Source organism: Glycocaulis abyssi, assembly GCF_041429775.1.
Lineage (GTDB): Bacteria > Pseudomonadota > Alphaproteobacteria > Caulobacterales > Maricaulaceae > Glycocaulis > Glycocaulis abyssi.
The window spans coordinates 1,734,394-1,752,519 of the sequence record NZ_CP163421.1 but is presented as its reverse complement, the minus strand read 5'-3'; the positions used below and the strand labels follow the sequence as shown (position 1 = coordinate 1,752,519).

Annotated in this window: 16 protein-coding genes; 5 read left to right on the top strand and 11 right to left on the bottom strand. The window is 64.7% G+C overall.

Annotation, left to right across the window (positions count from 1 at the left end):
- Positions 1–3 precede the first annotated feature (3 nt).
- The 5 genes from fliF to AB6B38_RS08565 all read right to left on the bottom strand — a co-directional run bounded on the left by fliF (position 4) and on the right by AB6B38_RS08565 (position 7,061).
- Positions 4–1,641, bottom strand: coding sequence for a flagellar basal-body MS-ring/collar protein FliF (gene fliF / locus AB6B38_RS08585; protein WP_371392443.1), 1,638 nt, complete (start codon positions 1,639–1,641; stop codon positions 4–6).
- A gap of 986 nt (positions 1,642–2,627) precedes the next feature.
- The gene (locus AB6B38_RS08580) at positions 2,628–2,900 is read right to left on the bottom strand and encodes a DUF1153 domain-containing protein (protein WP_371392442.1); all 273 of its coding nucleotides are present in this window, start codon (positions 2,898–2,900) and stop codon (positions 2,628–2,630) included.
- Positions 2,901–3,084: 184 nt separating this feature from the next.
- Positions 3,085–4,479 carry a flagellar hook protein FlgE gene (locus AB6B38_RS08575; protein ID WP_371392441.1) on the bottom strand — a complete coding sequence of 465 codons (1,395 nt, stop codon included), beginning with the start codon at positions 4,477–4,479 and terminating at the stop codon, positions 3,085–3,087.
- 94 nt (positions 4,480–4,573) lie between these two features.
- Positions 4,574–5,329, bottom strand: a complete 756-nt coding sequence (locus AB6B38_RS08570) for a flagellar hook assembly protein FlgD (protein WP_371392440.1) — start codon at positions 5,327–5,329, stop codon at positions 4,574–4,576.
- Positions 5,330–5,333: 4 nt separating this feature from the next.
- Positions 5,334–7,061: a flagellar hook-length control protein FliK gene (locus AB6B38_RS08565; RefSeq protein ID WP_371392439.1), complete on the bottom strand. Its 1,728-nt coding sequence runs from the start codon at positions 7,059–7,061 to the stop codon at positions 5,334–5,336.
- 497 nt (positions 7,062–7,558) lie between these two features.
- Here AB6B38_RS08565 and flgK point away from each other — a divergent pair, with 497 nt between their 5' ends.
- Positions 7,559–9,691 carry a flagellar hook-associated protein FlgK gene (flgK, locus tag AB6B38_RS08560; protein WP_371392438.1) on the top strand — a complete coding sequence of 711 codons (2,133 nt, stop codon included), beginning with the start codon at positions 7,559–7,561 and terminating at the stop codon, positions 9,689–9,691.
- Positions 9,692–9,712: 21 nt separating this feature from the next.
- The gene (locus AB6B38_RS08555; RefSeq protein ID WP_371392437.1) at positions 9,713–10,624 is read left to right on the top strand and encodes a flagellin; all 912 of its coding nucleotides are present in this window, start codon (positions 9,713–9,715) and stop codon (positions 10,622–10,624) included.
- 8 nt (positions 10,625–10,632) lie between these two features.
- Here AB6B38_RS08555 and AB6B38_RS08550 read toward each other — a convergent pair whose 3' ends face one another.
- Positions 10,633–11,085, bottom strand: coding sequence for a MaoC family dehydratase (locus AB6B38_RS08550; RefSeq protein WP_371392436.1), 453 nt, complete (start codon positions 11,083–11,085; stop codon positions 10,633–10,635).
- Between the two features lie 35 nt (positions 11,086–11,120).
- Complete coding sequence (locus AB6B38_RS08545) at positions 11,121–12,221, bottom strand: NADH:flavin oxidoreductase (protein WP_371392435.1); 1,101 nt, start codon at positions 12,219–12,221, stop codon at positions 11,121–11,123.
- A 146-nt stretch (positions 12,222–12,367) separates the two neighbouring features.
- Between AB6B38_RS08545 and AB6B38_RS08540 the strand changes: the two genes are divergently transcribed.
- Both AB6B38_RS08540 and AB6B38_RS08535 read left to right on the top strand, forming a co-directional pair.
- Positions 12,368–12,598 carry a DUF2093 domain-containing protein gene (locus tag AB6B38_RS08540; protein WP_371392434.1) on the top strand — a complete coding sequence of 77 codons (231 nt, stop codon included), beginning with the start codon at positions 12,368–12,370 and terminating at the stop codon, positions 12,596–12,598.
- A complete protein-coding gene (locus AB6B38_RS08535) occupies positions 12,595–13,404 on the top strand; it encodes a M23 family metallopeptidase (RefSeq protein ID WP_371392433.1) in 810 nt (269 codons plus the stop codon). Before AB6B38_RS08540 ends, AB6B38_RS08535 begins: the two co-directional genes overlap by 4 nt.
- Here the strand turns inward: AB6B38_RS08535 and AB6B38_RS08530 are convergent.
- The 4 genes from AB6B38_RS08530 to AB6B38_RS08515 are packed head-to-tail and all read right to left on the bottom strand — an operon-like array spanning position 13,383 to position 17,330.
- Positions 13,383–14,294, bottom strand: coding sequence for a lysophospholipid acyltransferase family protein (locus tag AB6B38_RS08530; RefSeq protein ID WP_371392432.1), 912 nt, complete (start codon positions 14,292–14,294; stop codon positions 13,383–13,385). The genes AB6B38_RS08535 and AB6B38_RS08530 overlap by 22 nt on opposite strands.
- The gene (gene lpxK / locus AB6B38_RS08525) at positions 14,291–15,301 is read right to left on the bottom strand and encodes a tetraacyldisaccharide 4'-kinase (protein ID WP_371392431.1); all 1,011 of its coding nucleotides are present in this window, start codon (positions 15,299–15,301) and stop codon (positions 14,291–14,293) included. Before lpxK ends, AB6B38_RS08530 begins: the two co-directional genes overlap by 4 nt.
- The gene (locus AB6B38_RS08520) at positions 15,301–16,590 is read right to left on the bottom strand and encodes a 3-deoxy-D-manno-octulosonic acid transferase (RefSeq protein ID WP_371392430.1); all 1,290 of its coding nucleotides are present in this window, start codon (positions 16,588–16,590) and stop codon (positions 15,301–15,303) included. The genes lpxK and AB6B38_RS08520 overlap by 1 nt, the downstream gene beginning before the upstream one ends.
- Entirely contained in the window at positions 16,587–17,330 is a 744-nt protein-coding gene (locus AB6B38_RS08515; protein WP_371392429.1) for a lysophospholipid acyltransferase family protein, read from the bottom strand. Before AB6B38_RS08515 ends, AB6B38_RS08520 begins: the two co-directional genes overlap by 4 nt.
- Positions 17,331–17,414: 84 nt before the next feature.
- On the opposite strand from AB6B38_RS08515, the gene AB6B38_RS08510 reads away from it, so the two are divergent.
- Positions 17,415–18,077: a hypothetical protein gene (locus tag AB6B38_RS08510; RefSeq protein WP_371392428.1), complete on the top strand. Its 663-nt coding sequence runs from the start codon at positions 17,415–17,417 to the stop codon at positions 18,075–18,077.
- Positions 18,078–18,126: the final 49 nt, after the last annotated feature.

Here is an 18,126-nt window from a genome sequence, read left to right as displayed (position 1 = left end):
TGTCTAACTCTCGTGCATCCAGGTGCGCAGGATCGCCATCGACTCGTCGGGGTGCTTCTCGACAAGCGTCGACACCTTTTTCACCGACGATTTTTTCACCTGACCGGCAATGTGGGCGATATCGATGGTTTCCTCAGACTCCCCGGAATCCGGCAGGGCCAGCTGGCCGTCGCCCGAATGCGCGATGGCGGCCTGGTGCGGCTGGGAGGGCAGGGCATGCGCGCCACCGCCCGAAGCTGCGCCAGCCAGTGCCGGTGCCGGGCCGCTGATCGCCCCCTTGATGAGCGGGCGCGCGACCATGAACACGATCAGCAGGGCGGTGATGAACAGCACGGCGATCTCGGCAATGCGCAATATGTCGCCGCGATTGAGCGAGAAGCCGGAGCTGGCGGGCGTACCCAGATCCAGATCGGGGCGCGAGAAACGCAGCTGCGCCACTTCGATCACGTCTCCGCGTTCGGCATTAAACCCGGCTGCGACACCGGCCAGCTGGCGGATGCGGGCAATTTCCTCTTCGCTGCGCGGCGTGAACACGGGCGAACCGTCCTCGCCGCGCGTCATCACCTCGTCGACAACGACAGAGACCGACAGGCGTTCAATCGCGCCGGCTTCCACGACGCGCGTGCGGGTAGTGGAGGAGTTGAGGAAGTTCTCCACCCGTGAGTTGCGGCCCGTTTCGGCCATCGGGCCGGCCGCAGCCTCCTCGCCGCCGCCCGCCTCAGGCAGGTTTTCCGCCACCGATACAGCGCCGGTATTGCGCCCTGCGGGCTCGCGGGTGAATTCCTCGCTGATTTCGCGCCCCGAACGCACCTGACCGTCCGGGTCATAGGTCTGGCTGCTTTCGGTCACGCTCTCCCGGCTGAGATCAGCGGTCACGACCACGCGCGCAGCGCCCGGACCGACTATGCCCTCCACCACGTCGCGCACACGGTCGCGCAGCTCGGACTCCAGGCTGGAACGGCGTCCCTCCAGAGCGGCGCTGGTAACAGAACCATCCTCCGACGGGCTTGCCAGCAGGCGGCCCCGGTCATCGGCAATGGTGATGCGTCCGGCGCCGAGGCCGGGGACAGCCGTTGCCACCAGATCGCGAACGGTGGCGATCTGCTCAGGCGTGATCTGGCCGCGCAAGGTCAGGATGACGGAGGCTGACGGCTCCTGCACCTGCTGGGAAAACAGGCGCCGTTCGGGCAGTACCAGATGCACGCGTGCGCCGCTGACCACGCCGATCGTGTTGATGGTGCGCGCCAGCTCGCCTTCCAGCGCCCGCTTGGCATTGATGTTCTGCACAAAGCTGGTGGTTCCCAGCGCGTCGGTCTCGTCGAAGATTTCATAGCCGACCGAGCCAAAGCCGAGCGCGCCGCCCTGCGCCACGCGCAGGCGCGCCTCGTCCACCCGCTGGCGGTCGACAAACACGGCCGTGCCGCCCTCACGCAAGGTATAGGAGATATTGGCCTGGCCGAGGCGCTCGCTGACGGCAGCCGCGTCCTGCGGCTGCAGGCCCGAATAGAGCAATGCCTCGCGTGAGCCATTCATGCTCATCGTGAAGATGACCAGTGCGGCAGCCGCCCCGATGGTCAGGCCGAGAATGGCCGTCAGGCGCCCAACGCCAAACTTTGCCAGTTGTTCAAATAGCGCGTTCACGGGTGAAAAGCCTTGCCCCTCTGGCCAGCGCGGCGATTTGCCGGACTGGTAGGCAAGTTTTTCCCACTGCCCGCGTAAACGAGTGTTTAACGAGAGTTACCAAATCCCAGCCCATGCCTGTGGAAAAGCACCGCTATTGCCAGCAGGGCGCTTTCAACGGGGGAAGGGAATATCCTTTGCGTTTCCCCGACGAAAGTCGGGGTCCAGAAGGGCTGGGCACCGGCTTGCGCCGGTGAAACGCGTCAAACACCCGCACGCGACGGCCTGTGCCGCGCGGGCCGGGGCTGCGTTGCGGAGCTAATAAAAGCTGGGTTCCGGCTCTGCGTTTCGCGGCTGCCGGAATGACGAGGAAATATTGCGGAACCCCAACACAGCCGGGGTCTCCCGCACCGCCTGTCCCCGTGAAAACGGGGAACGGGAGACCCAGCTTTTTCCTGATGCTCCGCGCATAGGCGCGGACGGCCCTTGGCCTTGCAGGCCGCAAAGCGGCCTGAAAAGCGCGAACGCGCGTGATCTTTGGCTGCGCAGCCCATCCGGGCTGCAATGTTCCGGCCACGAGGCCGGGCGGGCAGTCGCCCTTTTCGGCGGCCTATGGCCGCCGCAAGCGCGAACGCGCGTGTTTTTTATTGATGCTCCGCGCATCCGCGCGTCGCTCCTCGCATAGGCTCGGACGGCCCTTGGCCTTGCAGGCCGCAAAGCGGCCTGAAAAGCGCGAACGCGCGTGATCTTTGGCTGCGCAGCCCATCCGGGCTGCAATGTTCCGGCCACGAGGCCGGGCGGGCAGTCGCCCTTTTCGGCGGCCTATGGCCGCCGCAAGCGCGAACGCGCGTGTTTTTTATTGATGCTCCGCGCATCCGCGCGTCGCTCCTCGCATAGGCTCGGACGGCCCTTGGCCTTGCAGGCCGCAAAGCGGCCTGAAAAGCGCGAACGCGCGCCCGCGACTTTTCGCGGAACCGACCCCACGGATGTGGGGGAGGATAAGGTATCTAGTGCCTGTAATCCTGAATGCGGGTCGTGCGCAGGCCGGCCAGGCCATGACGTTCGATCGCGCGCTGCCAGCCGAGAAACTCCTCGACGGTCAGGCGATAGCGCTCGCACGCCTCGTCCAGGCTGATAAGCCCGCCGCGTACCGCAGCCACCACTTCCGCTTTGCGGCGGATGACCCAGCGCTTGGTGTTGGCCGCCGGCAGGTCAGCCACCGTGAGCGGGCTGCCATCCGGCCCGATCACATAGTTTTCTTTCTTGATACGACGTTCCATCCAACCCGGTCCTTCCACCATAAAGGCGCTCTTGATGGCGCTCTTGATGGGACCGTTATACGTGAGACGTTTTAACGACGGCCTAAACGCTTTGGTAAATTTTCTACAAATCAGCGGTTTAGAAATGATTCACCCCGATGGAAGCCACCGGGGTGATAATCAGCCTCCGGAAGTGGTCTTAACTCTACCGCTTCATCTGGATCGCTTCAGCCATCATCTCATCGGCCGTGGTGATGATACGCGAGGATGCCGAATAGGCGCGCTGGGTGATGATGAGATTGGAGAACTCCGTCGCGATATCGACATTGGAGTTTTCCAGCGCCTTGGGAGCGATCTGGCCCGAAGCACCGGCACCGGGAAGGTTCAGCGTGAACGCGCCCGATTCCGGCGTTACGTAGAAAGCCGACCCGCCAGCCGTTGCCAGCCCGTTCGGGTTGGCCACCGTAGCCACCGGGATCTGGTAGATCTGGCGCACCACGCCATTGGTGAAGCGCGCCGAGACAAAGCCCTGCGTGTCCACGTCCACGCTGGCAAAGGAACCGAATATCGCACCATTGACCCGCGTGGAGTTGAGCGTGGACGGGCTGTCATACTGGGTGATGCCGCCCGGCGTGCCGGCCGCGCCCAGATCCAGCTGGATCGCCTGCGCACCGATACCGGTCGCCGCCGCCCACTGGAAGTCATTGGCACCCAGCGGCGCGGCATTGTCCGACCCCAGGAAGTTGAGGCTGGACGGCAGGGTGGTGTTGCCCACATCGATCTGCCCATCGGTGTTGAAGGCAAGCACACCGGTGGCGATCTGGCCGGAGTTCAGGCCAGCGCCTGTGGTGATGTCGGCCGCCGGGTCGATGTGCAGCTCGGCATGCCACTCATTGGCATTGGCCGATTTCAGCAGCGATAGCGTAACCGAGCGCACCCCCCCCTGGCTGTCATAGATCTGGATGGTGCGCTGGAAGTCGGCCGTCACGGCGCCGGACGCCATGTTCAGCGTCGGGTCGGTGGGATCATAGGTGGCAGCAGCCGGAGACACTTCCTGGCTGGCCTGCAGATTGGCGTTGATGCGCACCGAGGATGTCGCTTCGGCCGCGCCGCCGATATTGGACAGGTTGATGGCTTCAAGCTGGTCCAGATTGGACGGGTTGGCATTGACCGTGCCGTCGGCCTGCACCGGCCAGCCATAGAGATACATGCCCGCCGCATTGCGCAGGAAGCCGGCAGAGTCCGTCTCGAAATTGCCCGAGCGTGTAAACAGGACCGGATCAAACCCGGTCGCGTTCTGGGAGTTCGGGCGCACCACGAAGAAGCCATTGCCGTCAATCGCCAGCGCGGTGGAGGAGCTGGCCGGGTTCAAAAGCCCGCTGGTCGACACATCCAGCTTGGAGAGCGTCGAGGTGCCGCCGGCTGCGTAGCGCACATCGCCCGCCCCGGAGGTCAGCGAGTAGTTGGGGAAGAAATTCGTGTTCACGCGCTTGTAGCCGACCGTGTTCACGTTGGCGATATTGTCCGAAATCCCCGCCAGGGCGGAGGAGTTGGAGATCAGGCCGGAGGCGCCGGCCGCCAGGGCTGAATTGAGGCTCATTGTCTTGCTCCTGCTTATTTTTGGTTTTCTGGAACGTTCTGCGTTGCGGGGTTACTGGCCGGAGCCTTTCTGGGACGGCCTGTCGGGTATCGGGTTAGGAGACGGCTTCAGGCTCGTCCTCTTCATCATCGATGGGGTCGGTCACGGGTGGTTGTTCAACCGGGTCGGGGGGTACCTCACGCAGGCGGACAATGCGCGAGGCCGGCACCTGCATGCCGCCCACCTCGACAATGGCCTGGCCATTGCTCAGCTCCACGCCGGTCACGCGGCCGCCAACGAGAACGCTGACATCCTCGATGCGCTCGCCGTCCGCGTCATAGGCGACAACTTCAAGATGATAGACGCCGTCAGGCAGGTCATTGCCTTCCGTGTCCTTGCCATCCCAGACCAGGCGGTGGTCACCGGCGCCGGTCTGGCCATTGATCGTGCCAACCGTCGCGCCTTGCTCATTGGTGATGACAAGCTGGGTGGAGGTGGCGTCCTGCGGCAGCTGGTAGGTCCACTCGGCGCGGCCTTCATTGAGCAGCGAGCCAGTGGTTTCCACCAGCGCGTACTTGCCGATGTAATCGACGCTGGAGAGCTGGGCGAGCGCGGCCTGAACGTTCAGAAGCGCCTGAATGGCCTGTGTGGACTGGATTTGCTGCTCGACGGAGGAGAACTGCACCAGCTGGGAGACGAATTCCTGCGATTCCATCGGGCTTAGCGGGTCCTGGTTCTGCAGCTGGGAGGTCAGCAGGGTCAGGAAGGTGTCGAAATTCTCCGTCAGGCTCTCTGAAGACGAGGCCGTGTTCGTCTGGTTGACGCCGGCGGCCGCCTGCTGGGCCTGCGCGATGGGGTTCAGCTCAGTCATCGTATCAAATCCTCATATCCACGCCTGCCCGCCCGGCCATGAGAAAGCCGTAACGGCTTGCCGGCGCGGAGGTGGAATTGTCTGAAAGGGTCAAATTGCTGGTGGCCTCGGGTGCGGAGGTGTCCTCTTCGCGGTCCGCAGACCGCTCCTCATCCCCGCCGCCTTCGCTCAGGGCAAAACTGATCGCGTTTTCACCGAGATCCAGCCCGGCATCGGCCAGCGCCTTTTCCAGCTCGCGCGCATTGCGCTGCAGCTCGGCGAGCGCTTCGGGCTTGTCGGCCGTCAGCATGGCCTGGACAGAGCGGTCAGCCCCGATCTCCAGGCGCACTTGCACCCGGCCGAGATCTGGCGGGTCGAGGCGGATATCAAAGCTGCGCGATCCGTCGGCAAAGCGCCGGGCGATCATCTGGCCAAGCTCGGCCACATGACCCGATGCCATGCGCAAATGCGGCATGGCCGATGTAGTGCGCGTGCCAGCCACGCTGGCGCTCTCATTGCGGGCCAGCAGCGCAGAGCTGCTTTCAAGGCGGATCTCGCCGCCCTCGCTGCTCTGGTGCAGGTCCGGCAATTCCTGGGCCGGAAGCCCGGTTTGCAGGGCGGTCAGCATGGCGGCCATCGACTGGGCGGCAGGGATGGCCGGTTGCGGCGTGCTGGCAGCAGCCGGTGCGAGCGCAGGCGCGCTCATGGCTGTGCGCTGGGGCGCAGGTGCCTCTTTCGAGGCGGATTCTGCTTTTTCAGCCATCACGCGGGCATTCTCGAAATCGCCCCCGCCGCGCGTGCCGCCGCGCTCCATCTCACGCCGGATGGCGGCGGCATTGGAGACCTCGCCGTCAGCTTTTGCGGGCTGGGCGGCAAGGTCAGTTTTTGCCTGCTGCGCGCCTTGCGCGGTGCCAGCCTGCTGGGCTTCTGCCGTGCGCGTGACGCCTGTCTGGTCGCTGGCCGGTGCAGGCGGCGGAGCCGGGCGTTCAGCCGCGCCCTGCTGGGCGGCGTCCGGTCCTGGCTGGGCTGCGCCCTGCCCGGAGGTGCCTGTTGCTGGCTGGGCCGTAGCTTGCGGAGCCGTGGTCGGCCCTGGCTCGGCCTGCGGGGTTCGCGGCTCGGTGGTCTGGCGCTGCTCGTTGCTGGCGGGCGGGGGCGCGGCGTCTTTAGCTGGAGCCGCAGGGGCAGCCGGTTCGGCCCCGGCGCTCTTGGCGTCTTCGCCCTTGCCGGCCGCATCGCTGGCATCGTCTGAGCTGTCGTTTTCAGATGGGCCAGCTTCAGCTGTGTCGGTCTGCACGCCTGCAGCCGGGGGCTGTCCGTCAAACAGGCTGTCGGGGCGGAAAGCGGACGGCTCGGATTCGTCAGCCGGGATGGTTTCGCCGCTATCGGGGTCCGCGCTGTCTTCAGACTGTATGGCGGCAGCGCCGGTATCAGTGGCGGTTTCGCTGTCGTCCTCGCCGGGCAGCAGTTCCGGCGCCAGCAATTCCGGCGCGTCAGGCTCCGGCACCGGTGACGGCGCGGGTGCGCCCTGCCCGCGAATTTCAGCGCTTACCTGAGTGGTGGCGGTCCGCTCCTGGCCGCCTGACTGACTGGCAGATGATTTTGCCGATGTGGCCTTGTCACCAGCCTCGCCGGCAAGCAGGGCCTCGAAATCGCCTGCCCCTTCTGCCTCGCCGCCAGAGGCGCGCGCAGCATCGCCGCGGCCCGTAGCCGGGTTGGCAAACAGCATGTCAGCAATGGCAAAGCCAGGCAGCATGGGCGCGGCAGTCCTTCGGCAAGACGATCAGGATGTTGCGCGCATTTTGCGGCGGGCGGCGTTTCATGCCCTTGGGGCAGGAGCCGGTCAGGCCATGGCTTTCAAGCTTCATGCCAGTGAAAGGTTTTCAGATATATCAATAAAAGCAATTAGATAATATGGAGAGCGCGCCGGTGCGTGCCTGCCGGGCGGCAAAAATTCCCCTGTCACCGTGCCGAGTCTTGCCGGGTTGCGCGCCCGTCAGCGGCGCATGATGCCTCATCCCGCTTCTGGCCCGGCTTTTGCCCCTTACAGAGACGGCTTCTGATCCGCTCAGCTTCGCGTATCAGGCGCAGAAGAAGTTTAAGGCACGTGATTACAATGGCTTGTGCAATCAAAACCTGGACGGAGCGGTCATTAGTGACACTCCCTGCCACCGGCAGGACTTGCCGCCCTGTGGAGGGTTTTGCCTATCTGCGGGCCTTTGAGCGTGCCGCAACCGCCAGGGGAGGCGCGTCATGGCGCTGAACGGAATTCTCGGCAATGCGATGTCCGGCATCCAGGCCAGCCAGCTGGGGATGCGTTCGGTCTCCAACAATATCGCCAACGTCAACACGCCCGGCTATGCGCGCACCAAGGTTGATCTCATCGCCCGCTCGGCGGCCGGGATGGGCATGGGCGTCCAGGTGGCGGGCATTACGCGCGTGGCCGATGTCTTCCTGCAGGCGGCCTCCCTGCGCGCCGGTTCCGATGCGTCAAAAGCCACGGCCAGCGCCGCCATTCTCGACCGGCTGCAGAGCCAGTTTGGCGGCACCAATGATGCCGGATCGCTTTATGGCCGGCTGGTGAAGGCATTTGAATCCATCGGCGCGGCGGCGGTCGACCCGGCCGAAAAGGTTGCCCGTCTTTCGGCGGCCTCTGACCTGCAATCCTTTTTCGATGAAGCCACCCGTCTGTCAGCCGAGGTACGCGCGCTGCGCGATGAAACCGACCGGCGCATTGGCAGCGGCGTGGAACGCGTCAATGAAATCCTCACCGAGCTGCAATCGCTCAACACACAGGCCCAGACGCTCAACGCGTCGGGTTCGGATTCCACCGGCGTGACCAACCGGCAGGCCGAACTGCTTGATGAGCTGTCCGGCCTGATGGATATCCGCGCAGAGGTGCAGCCCGACGGGCGGCTTTTCGTACGCACCGAGAACGGCACGGCCCTTTTGGACAATGCCCGGCTGCAACTAAGCTATGTGCCGTCCGGAACGGGCGCTTATGGTGCCGATTACGGGCGCATCACAGCGGTGGTCTCGTCCTCGGGCGCCACGGTTGACCTGACCAGCTCGATCCGGTCGGGAGAGCTGCGCGCGCTGATGGATATGCGCGATATCGAGCTGCCGGCCATCGCCGCCCAGCTGGCCGAGTTCACCTCCGGCACCGCCGATGCGCTCAACGCCGCGCACAATAACTCCGTCTCCTATCCGCCGCCTTCCACCATGAACGGGCGCAATACCGGGCTGATCGCCACTGATCTGCTGAGCGGATCAGGCGAGGCCACGCTGGCCGTTGTCACAGACGGCGGCGAGCTGGTGAACCGGATTGACCTGGAATTCACCGCTGGTGGTTTCACGGTCAATGGCAATGCCGGAACCACCGTTGATGATCTTGTCACCCAGCTCAACGCAGCGCTGGGCGGGGACGGCACAGCCAGCTTCTCTGGCGGGCGTCTGGTTATCAATGCCACCGCGCCGGGAACCGGGCTTGCCGCGGTGCAGGACGAGGACAGCCCGTCCGATCTCGGCGGCGGACGGGGCTTTGCGCACTTTTTCGGCCTGAATGACATCATCACCTCGCCGCGGCCATCCTTCTTCGATACGGGGCTGGGCGCCGCCACACCGCTGGGCACCGGCGCCGGGCAGGAGATGACCTTCCGCATCTCCACACCGGACGGGCGCTCCTCCACCGAGATCACCATTCCGGCCGATCAGGCGAGCCTTGGCGATTTCGTCAACGCGCTGAACGATCCGGCCACCGGCATGGGCGGGTTTGGCACCTGGTCGCTCAATGGCGATGGCGCGCTCAACTTCACCCCGTCGGGGGCCTATGCCAATTACGATTTCGATCTTGTCGGCGACACCAGCTCGCGCGGCGATACAGGTCTTGCCCTGTCACAGCTGTTTGGCATTGGCGATGCGGCGCGCATGTCGCGCTCCGAAGCGTTCTCGGTGCGTAATGATCTGCGCAGCAATTCCTCCGCCATCGCTTTCTCGCAGCTGGATATCGGCGCAGGCACCGTGCCGGGCGATCTGGTGCTGACCGAGGGTGACGGGCGGGGCGGGCAGGCGCTTTACAACGCGTTTTCCAGCTCACGCCGCTTTGACGGGGCGGGCGGGTTTGCTGCGGGCACGGCCAATTTGCAGGAATATGGCGCGCGGCTGGCCGGCGATGTCGGCACGCGTGCCGCGCGCGCGGAGAGGGCCGCGGATTCCGCCCTGTCGGTCAAGGAAGCGGCCGACCGCAAGCGCATGGATGTCGAGGGCGTCAACATGGATGAGGAACTGGCCAACATGATCCTCTATCAGCAGGCGTATAACGCTGCCGCGCGGATGATCCAGGCGTCCAAGGAAATGACTGACGTATTGCTGAATATGGGCCGCTAATAGCCAGGAGGTTTGACCGCGATGCGCATTTCAACACAGGCCGCCTCCCAGTCCGCGCTCATGGACCTGATGCGCGCGCAGCGCGAACTGTATGAATCCAGCCAGCAGATTTCGACCGGCATGAAGGCGCCGGACCTGAAAGGCTATGGCAATCAGGCCGAGACGATCCTGTTCGCGCGCGGCGCGCTGGCCCGTTCGGACAATTTTGTCGATGCCAGCAAGCGCCTGGCCAGCCGGCTGGATGTGCAGGATCTGGCGCTGAACGAGATGTCGGACGCCGTACAGGACTTGCGCCTGGCGCTGACGACCAATGACGGCACCTTCCTGATGAATGACGTGCAGTCGGCCTTCAGCCGTTTTACGGCGGCGATAAACACGCAGTTCAACGGCTCTTTCATCTTTGGCGGCACGCGCACCGATGCGCTTCCCTTTACCGCTGACACGATCGGGCAGGTTCAGGGCGCAGCCGACATAGCCGATCTGTTCCAGAACTCCGCCAAGGCCCAGACCGGGCGGATCGAGGAGAACACCACGGTCGAGACCGGGTTTCTGGCCAGTGATCTGGCGACAGAGCTGATGGAGATTTTCGCCCGCATTGCCGATTTCAATGACGGCCCGGACGGCCCGTTCGATGGCACCGTCACCGAGGCGCAGCAGAACTTCCTCTCCACCGAGATCGGCAATGTCATCGCGGCGTTCGAGAATATTTCCGTCGCCCTTGGCAAGAACGGCTCGATGCAGGCACGTCTGGAAAACGCACAGCGCAGTAACGCCCAGCGCTCGGACTATCTCACCGGCATGATTGCCGGGCTGGAGGAGGCCGACATGGCGGAGGCCGCGACCCGCCTGGCACAGGCACAGGCCGCCGTTCAGGTCTCAGCGCTCGTATTCTCCGACATGAGCCAGGTCTCGCTCCTGCCCTTCCTGCGCTAGGGTTTGCGCTAGCCGTAAACCACCAGGCTCAGCCACTCGGCGGCGAGGGCAGGGGTCTGCGAGCCCTCAATCTCCACCGCGCAGCTTTGCACCAGCTGGATCTGGCCGGGCTTGCGCTCTTCGGCTTTTGCCAGCGTGAACTTGCCCCGGATGCGCGAGCCCACCCGGACCGGGGAGAGGAAGCGCACCTTGTCGAAGCCGTAATTGATGCCGATCACCTTGTCAGGAAAGGCCGGCAGGCTGGATTCGGCAAAATGGGAGAGCAGAGAGAGCGTCAGAAAGCCGTGCGCAATCGGTCCGCCGAACGGCGTTTCCTTTGCTGCCCGTTCCGGGTCCACATGGATAAACTGATGATCCAGCGTCACGTCGGCAAAGGCGTTCACCCGTGCCTGATCCACCTCAAACCAGTCCGAGGTGACGGTTTCGCCGATGCGGCTTGCGTACTGCTCCAGAAGGCTCATGCCTTGTCTCCCCTTATTGTTGTCAGGCTTGATGCCTATACCAGCTCTTTAAGCGCTTCAGCCGAAAAATCAGCCAGTTCGTCAAACCGGCCATCGCGGACCTTCGCGGCCCACTGCGGATCGGACAGCAGCGCCCGGCCAATCGCGACGAGATCAAACTCGCCATCCTCAAAGCGTTTCAGCAGGCCATCCAGAGACGCCGCCGGAGAACCCTCGCCCATGAAGGCGCCGAGGAAATCTGAATTGAGGCCCACCGAGCCGACGGTAATGACCGGCTTGCCGGTGAGCTTTTTCGTCCAGCCCGCCAGATTGAGGTCAGAGCCTTCAAATTCGGGAATCCAGAAGCGCCGCGTCGAGGCATGGAAAATGTCCACGCCAGCGTCGGAGAGCGGGCTGAGGAAGGCTTCCAGCTCTTGCGGCGTTTCGGCCAGGCGCGCGCCATAATCCTGCTGCTTCCACTGCGAATAGCGCAGGATGAGCGGCATGGCGGCGGGCATTTCGGCGCGTACCGCGCGGATGATTTCCTCGGCGAAGGTAAGACGCCCCTTCATATCACCGCCAAACCGGTCGGAGCGCCGGTTGAGCCCTTCCCAGAAGAACTGGTCGATCAGATAGCCATGCGCGCCGTGCAGCTCGATCGCATCAAACCCAATGCTGGCAGCGGCTTTTGCAGCCTTGGCAAAGGCGTGGATCGTGTCGGCAATGTCCTCCTCGCTCATCGGCTCGCCAACGGTCTTGCCATTGGGAAGAATGCCCGACGGGCTGTCGGAGGGGGCATCAGGGTGGGGGCCGGTGCCGGGACGGCGGGCAAGGCCCACATGCCAGAGCTGGGGAGCAATCTTGCCGCCTGCGGCGTGGACGGCGTCGACGACCTTTTTCCAGCCAGCGAGCGATTCCGGGGCATGGAAGTTCGGCACGTTGGCATCAAAGCTAGCGCCTGCACGGTCAATCGTGGTGCCTTCGGTGATGATAAGGCCGACCGCATTTTCTGCCCGGCGGCGATAATAGGCCGCTACGTCATCGCCCGGCACGCCGCCCGGCGAGAAGGAGCGCGTCATCGGGGCCATCACGATACGATTGGCAAGGGAGAGCGAGCCCAGCTGGAAGGGCTGGAACAGGGCGGCAGCATTGGTCATGGAGAAATCCCGGACGGATGAAGGGATGAAAGGAGGTGTCCTGAACAGATGGCGTATGTTGCACTGCGGTCAAGGCGCTGTCTCCCACTTTGATGCAGCGCAGCGCCCGTGATAGACAGGACCATCAGGACAGTGCGGGAGAGAGCATGAACCGGTTTGACCGCGACTTCACCGGCGAAGCCAAGCTGGAATATGGCGATGCCGACTTTATGATACTGGAGCCGGGTGCCTATGTGCTGTGCGCGGTCACGGGTGAGAAAATCCCCCTGAACCAGCTGCGCTACTGGAGCTCCGAGCTGCAGGAAGCCTTCAAGGACGCACAGGCCGCGACCAAACGCTGGCTGGAAATCCACTCAGAGCCGGGAATGCAGACATGACCGGACTTCTGGCGCTCCTTCTGTCCGTTGCCAGCCCTGAGCCCGCGATTGCGTGCAGCGGTGAACATCGTCAGGGCGGCGTGCTGGTCTGCCGTACGGCGCCTGGCGCGCTGGTCCGGCTGGATGAGGTAGACACCCGCGCCAATGACGAGGGCTGGGTCATTCTTGGCCATGACCGCGATGCGCCCGCCGAGACGCGCCTGCGCGTGCGCGTCGATGGCGAATGGGTGTTCGACGCGCGCTATGATGTGGCACCGGCCGAGTATGCCATCCAGCGCATTGACGGCCTGCCGCCCGCCATGGTCAGCCCGCCGCCGGAGGTGCTGGAGCGCATTCGCGCCGAAGGCGTGCGCAAAGGCCAGGCCCACGCCTCGCGCTGGGAGGGGGACGGGTTCCTGTCAGGCTTCATCCAGCCGGTAGAGGGGCGTATCTCCAGCCGGTTTGGCGGCCAGCGCATCTATAATGGCGAGCCGCGCACCCCTCATTATGGCGTCGATATCGCCGCGCCGACCGGCACGCCTGTGCTGGCACCGGCTGGCGGCATCGTCAGGCTGGCCGATACGGACATGTATTTCGAAGGCGGGCTGATTTTCATCGATCACGGGCAGGGCTTCAACTCGGCCTATCTGCACCTGTCCGAAGTGCTCGTGGAAGAAGGTGATGTGGTCGAGCAGGGCCAGCTCATCGCGCGCGTCGGCTCGACCGGGCGCTCCACCGGCCCGCACCTGTGCTGGCGTATCCGCTGGCACGGGCGCAATGTCGACCCGTTCGCCACGCTGGACGTTCAGCCCTCCGCCTTGCGGTAAACATCCTTGGCAAAGCGCCGGTGCACCCAGAACCACTGGGCCGGCGTGGCCAGAATCCGTTCCTCGATAAAGCGGTTCATTGCCGTCATCGTTTCGGTCACAGCGGCATTGCGCTCGGTGGCTTTGGGCGGAGCGAGCGGCTCGTGTATGCGCACGATGAAATTTGGTCCCTGCGTGCGGGCAATCGACATCGGGATCATGGCGGCGTCATAGCGCAGCGCCATGCGCGCGCCGCCGGATGCACACATGGCGGGCATGCCGAAGAAGGGCGCCTCGATCCCGTCATTCATCTTCTGATCGACCATCATCGCCACAGGCCGGGCTTCCTGCATGGATTTGAGGATGATGCGCGCGCCGGCATCTCCCTTGGGCGCAAAGACATGCCCGCCCATGGAGGCGCGCCGGCCACGCAGCCGGGCGTCGATATAGGGGTTGTTCAGATGCCGGTAGACCAGGCAGCAATCGGGCACTTGCGTAGCCACCGTACCCACCAGCACTTCCCAGTTGGCGAAATGCCCGCCGAAAAGCAGGATGGGGCGCTGCTGGCGCTGCAGCTCACGCAATATGTCCAGCCCCTCAATGCGGACCTGCTCGCCCTGTCCGCTGAGATCCATGCGGCCCAGCAGCGGCAACTCCCCGGCCACGCGGCCAATATTGTCCCACATCGCGCCCAGCAGGGCGTCGATCTCGCCGGGGTTCGCGTGCGGAAACACCAGTTCCATATTGCGCCGGGCGATCTGGTGCTGGCGCATCAGCGGTCCCAGCCGCGAGACAATGGCCGAGCCGGTATCGCTGGCCCGCTCCATGCCCAGCGCGCGCATCGACGCTTCATATCCGTCGAACAGGGCCGCTTCCGCGCGCCAGCCCGCACGTTTGAGAACCGAACTCATGGCTGCATCTTTACCCCGCTGCGAACCGCGTCCAGACAATCCCTGATCCGCGCCTCGTCGGCAAACACTGCCTGCACCGGATAGTCCAGCACCGTGTCGCGGAACCCGGCGGGCAGGCGGACATGATCCTTGCCCGTGGTAATCAGGCGCGCATCCCAGCTCTCTGCCAGATCGGCAAGGCGTTTGAGATCGCTGGCGGTAAAGCGGTGATGATCGGGAAACTGGATGGCATCGGCAATGTCACCGCCCGCCGCTTTGAGCCCATCGAAGAATTTCTGCGGCCGGCCAATGCCGGCAAAGGCCAGCAGCTTGCCTTGCGGCACCGGCCCGGTGGCGGTAAGCCAGGCGCGGAAAACCGGCCTGTCCAGCGTATCGAGCTTCAGCTTTGCAAGGTCCGGCAAGGTCTCGCTATCGGGCATCATCACGATCACCGCGTCGGCGCGGGCAAGCCCGGCGCTGACAGGCTCGCGCAAAGGCCCTGCCGGGAAGATCGTCCCCGGCCCCCAGCCTGTCTCGCCATCAACCACGACGAAGGAAAAATCCTTGTGGAGGGTGGGGTTCTGGTGGCCGTCATCCATGACGATGATGCTGGCACCTTCACGGGCCGCCAGCTGCGCACCGGCGGGCCTGTCCGGTGAGATGACCGCAGGCGCCACGCGCGCCAGCAAAAGCGGCTCATCGCCCACATCATCGGCGCTGTGGCGGGCCGGATCGACCCTTGCAGGCCCTTTCAGCCGCCCGCCCCAGCCGCGCGACAGGGCAAACGGTGTGGCCCCCATCTCGCCGAGCATGGACAGCAGGGCCGCGCTGACGGGAGTCTTGCCGGTGCCGCCAAGGGTAAGATTGCCCACACAGATCACCGGCACGTCCGCCTTGAAGGGCGTTGTGCGGGCGATGCGCGCGGCACCCGCGGCCGCATAGGCCCAGCCCAGCGGGGACAGGAGCGCCCGCGTGACCGCGCCGGAGGAGCGGCCAGCCTTGTCATTCCAGAAAGCGGGCGGGCGCATCAGCGTGCCTCCGAACGCGTATCGAGAAGGGATAGCAGTTTGCGCGTAGTGGTCTCCAGCACATTGCCCGTCAGGGCTTCCAGGGCGATCTGAGCTGCCGCCACACCTTCTCCTTCACCGGCCCATACGTGCCGGACCGCTTCGGCAAGCCCGCCTGCATCCTGCACCGTTGTCACAGCGCCATGCGCCTCATAGGCGTCGTAAATGTCGGAGAAGCTGTCGCGCCAGGGACCGGAAATCGCCGCGCAGCCCAGCCTTGTCGCCTCGATCGGGTTATGCCCGCCAATGCCCGGTTTGAGACTGCCTGCAATCAGCGCGGCAGGAGCCAGCTCGAACCAGAGCGCCATTTCGCCCAGCGTGTCAGCCAGCCAGACTGGCACATCCTGGCGCGGCGCCTCGCGAAGGGAGCGCCGGGCGAATTCGAGCTGGCGCTGGTCAAGCAGCGTGGCAATGGAATCGGCGCGGTCGGGGTGGCGCGGCACCAGTATCAGCAGGGCGTCACGATGGCGGGCGAGCAGGTGCTGATGGGCATCCAGCACGATCTCCTCCTCGCCCGCATGCGTGCTCGCCGCCACCCAGATGGGCCGCCCGTTCACTATGGTCCGTGCAGCATCCAGCTTGTCCCTGGATGGCATGGGGGGCAGGACTTCCAGCTTCAGATTGCCTGCGACAGACAGCTTGCGGCCCAGCAAATGTCCCAGCCCGCGCGCGGTGCGCCCATCTGCCGGGCTGATCCAGTCAAACTGGCTGACCAGTGCCTTGCCCGAGCGCTGCCAGCGCTGCCAGCGCCGCAAGGACGCCGCGTTCATCCGCGCATTGACCAGCGCCAGACGTGCGCCAGAGCGCGCCGTTTCGAGGATGAGATTGGGCCAGAGCTCGCTCTCCACAAAGGCGGCCACATCCGGCTTCCAGTGCGCGGCGAAGCGCCGTGCCGCCTTTGGGGTGTCGGCCGGCACGTATTGATGGATCACGCCGGGCGGTGCTTCGCGGCCCACAAGCGCGGCTGAGGTGATGGTGCCGGAGGTCAGCAGCACGTTGAGCCCGGGCCGCGCCTCGATCAGCGCAGCGGCAAGGGTAAGCGCGACACGGCTTTCGCCAACGCTGGCGCCATGGATCCAGACAAGGCTGCCATCGGGCCGGGGCAGGGAGGCGTGACCGAGGCGCTCGCCAATCCGGCTCTCATCTTCCTTGCCTTTGGCCGCGCGCGACGACAACAGGGCAGGGGCCAGCGGCGCGGCCAATCCGGATGCAAGGCGATAGAGGGAAAGGGCAGGAGGCAGGCCGGTCATGCTTTGCGCGCCCCTCCTGGCGGTGCCGGTTCAACCGGCTCCACACCGCAGGCCAGGTCCGCCTCACGCGTCAGCGCGATCAGCGTCTCCTCCAGCCAGACACGGGCCGCTTCGCGGTCTTCGGCGGTGGGATTATCCGGCAGCTGGTAGGGCTCGCTCCAGATGATGACGCCGCGCGAAAACGGGAAGGGCAGTACAAAGCGGTCCCAGGAGTTGAACACCTTGCGCCAGCGGATCGACCAGGTGACAGCCAGCAGGGGCGCGCCCGTGGCTTCTGCCAGCCTTAGCGCGCCGGGCGTCACCCGCATGCGCGGGCCTTTGGGACCGTCCGGTGTAATCGCCATCACGCCGCCATCTTCCACATGACGCACCATGGCGCGGTAGGCGCTCATCGCGCCCTTGTCGTCGAAACTGCCATCGCGGCGGCGCTTGCGCGTCGAGCCGCGAATGCCGGCCACTTTGTGGTGGGCGGCGGCGCGCGCGATAATGTCGCCATCGGCAGAGCGCGAAACCAGAATGGCGGGCGGCTGGGTGCGTGGCGGCCAGAGCGCAATGCTCATCAGCAGGCGTCCATGCCAGAACGCGCCAATGGCACCGCCGCCGCGCGCAGCAATCTCGCGCATGGCTTCGCTGCGCCGCACCTCCCAGCGCGTGGTGTGCTGGACGAGGGACATGTACCCGCCCATCAGCGCGCCGAGCGCGATCTGGACAGGCGTAAAGCTCAAGACGGACCTTGCCATGTCCTGTTGCTGGCCAGAGCGCCGCCTTACGTCAAGCATCAAGTGTTGTTGCGCGTGGCGCCATCACCGCTTAAGTCCCGCCCCATGACAGCCAATTTTGACGATCCGGCGATTCTCGCCCGCGCCCGCCGTAGCCTGATGTGGGACGATCATGGCGTGCTGCGCCGGGCCTGGCACAATCACCGCCATGTGGGCGGGCAGATGTGGCGCGGCAACCAACCGGACCCTGAACGTATAGCCTGGCTGGCCGGGCAGGGCTTTCGTACCATCCTCAACCTGCGCGGCGTGCAGCCCGGCAGGGCCTATTACGATCTGGAGCACTGGGCGGCGAAAAAGCACGGCCTGACGGTGATCGATCTGGGCTGGGGATCACGTGAAGCGCCCTATGTGGAGCGTATCGAACGCCTGACCGAGGTGTTCAACACGATCAAGTATCCCGCCTTCATGCACTGCAAGTCAGGCTCCGACCGGGCGGGTATTGTCGCCGTGATGTACCTCATCCTGCATGAGGGAAAGCCGGTGGAAGAGGCGGTCTCGCATCTCTCGCTCAGATACGGCCATGTAAAGCACGGCAAAACCGGCATGCTGGACCATTTCTTCCAGCTCTATCTTGACCGCAATGCGCAAGAACCCATCGATTTCCTGACCTGGGTCAGGACCGAGTATGACCGCCAGGCTTGCCATGACGGCTTCATGGCCAGCTGGTGGGGCTCAATCCTCACAGAACGCCTGCTGCGCCGGGAATGATACCGGTATCAGGGGCCACGGGATATTAACCTTTCCCATGGCAGTATGG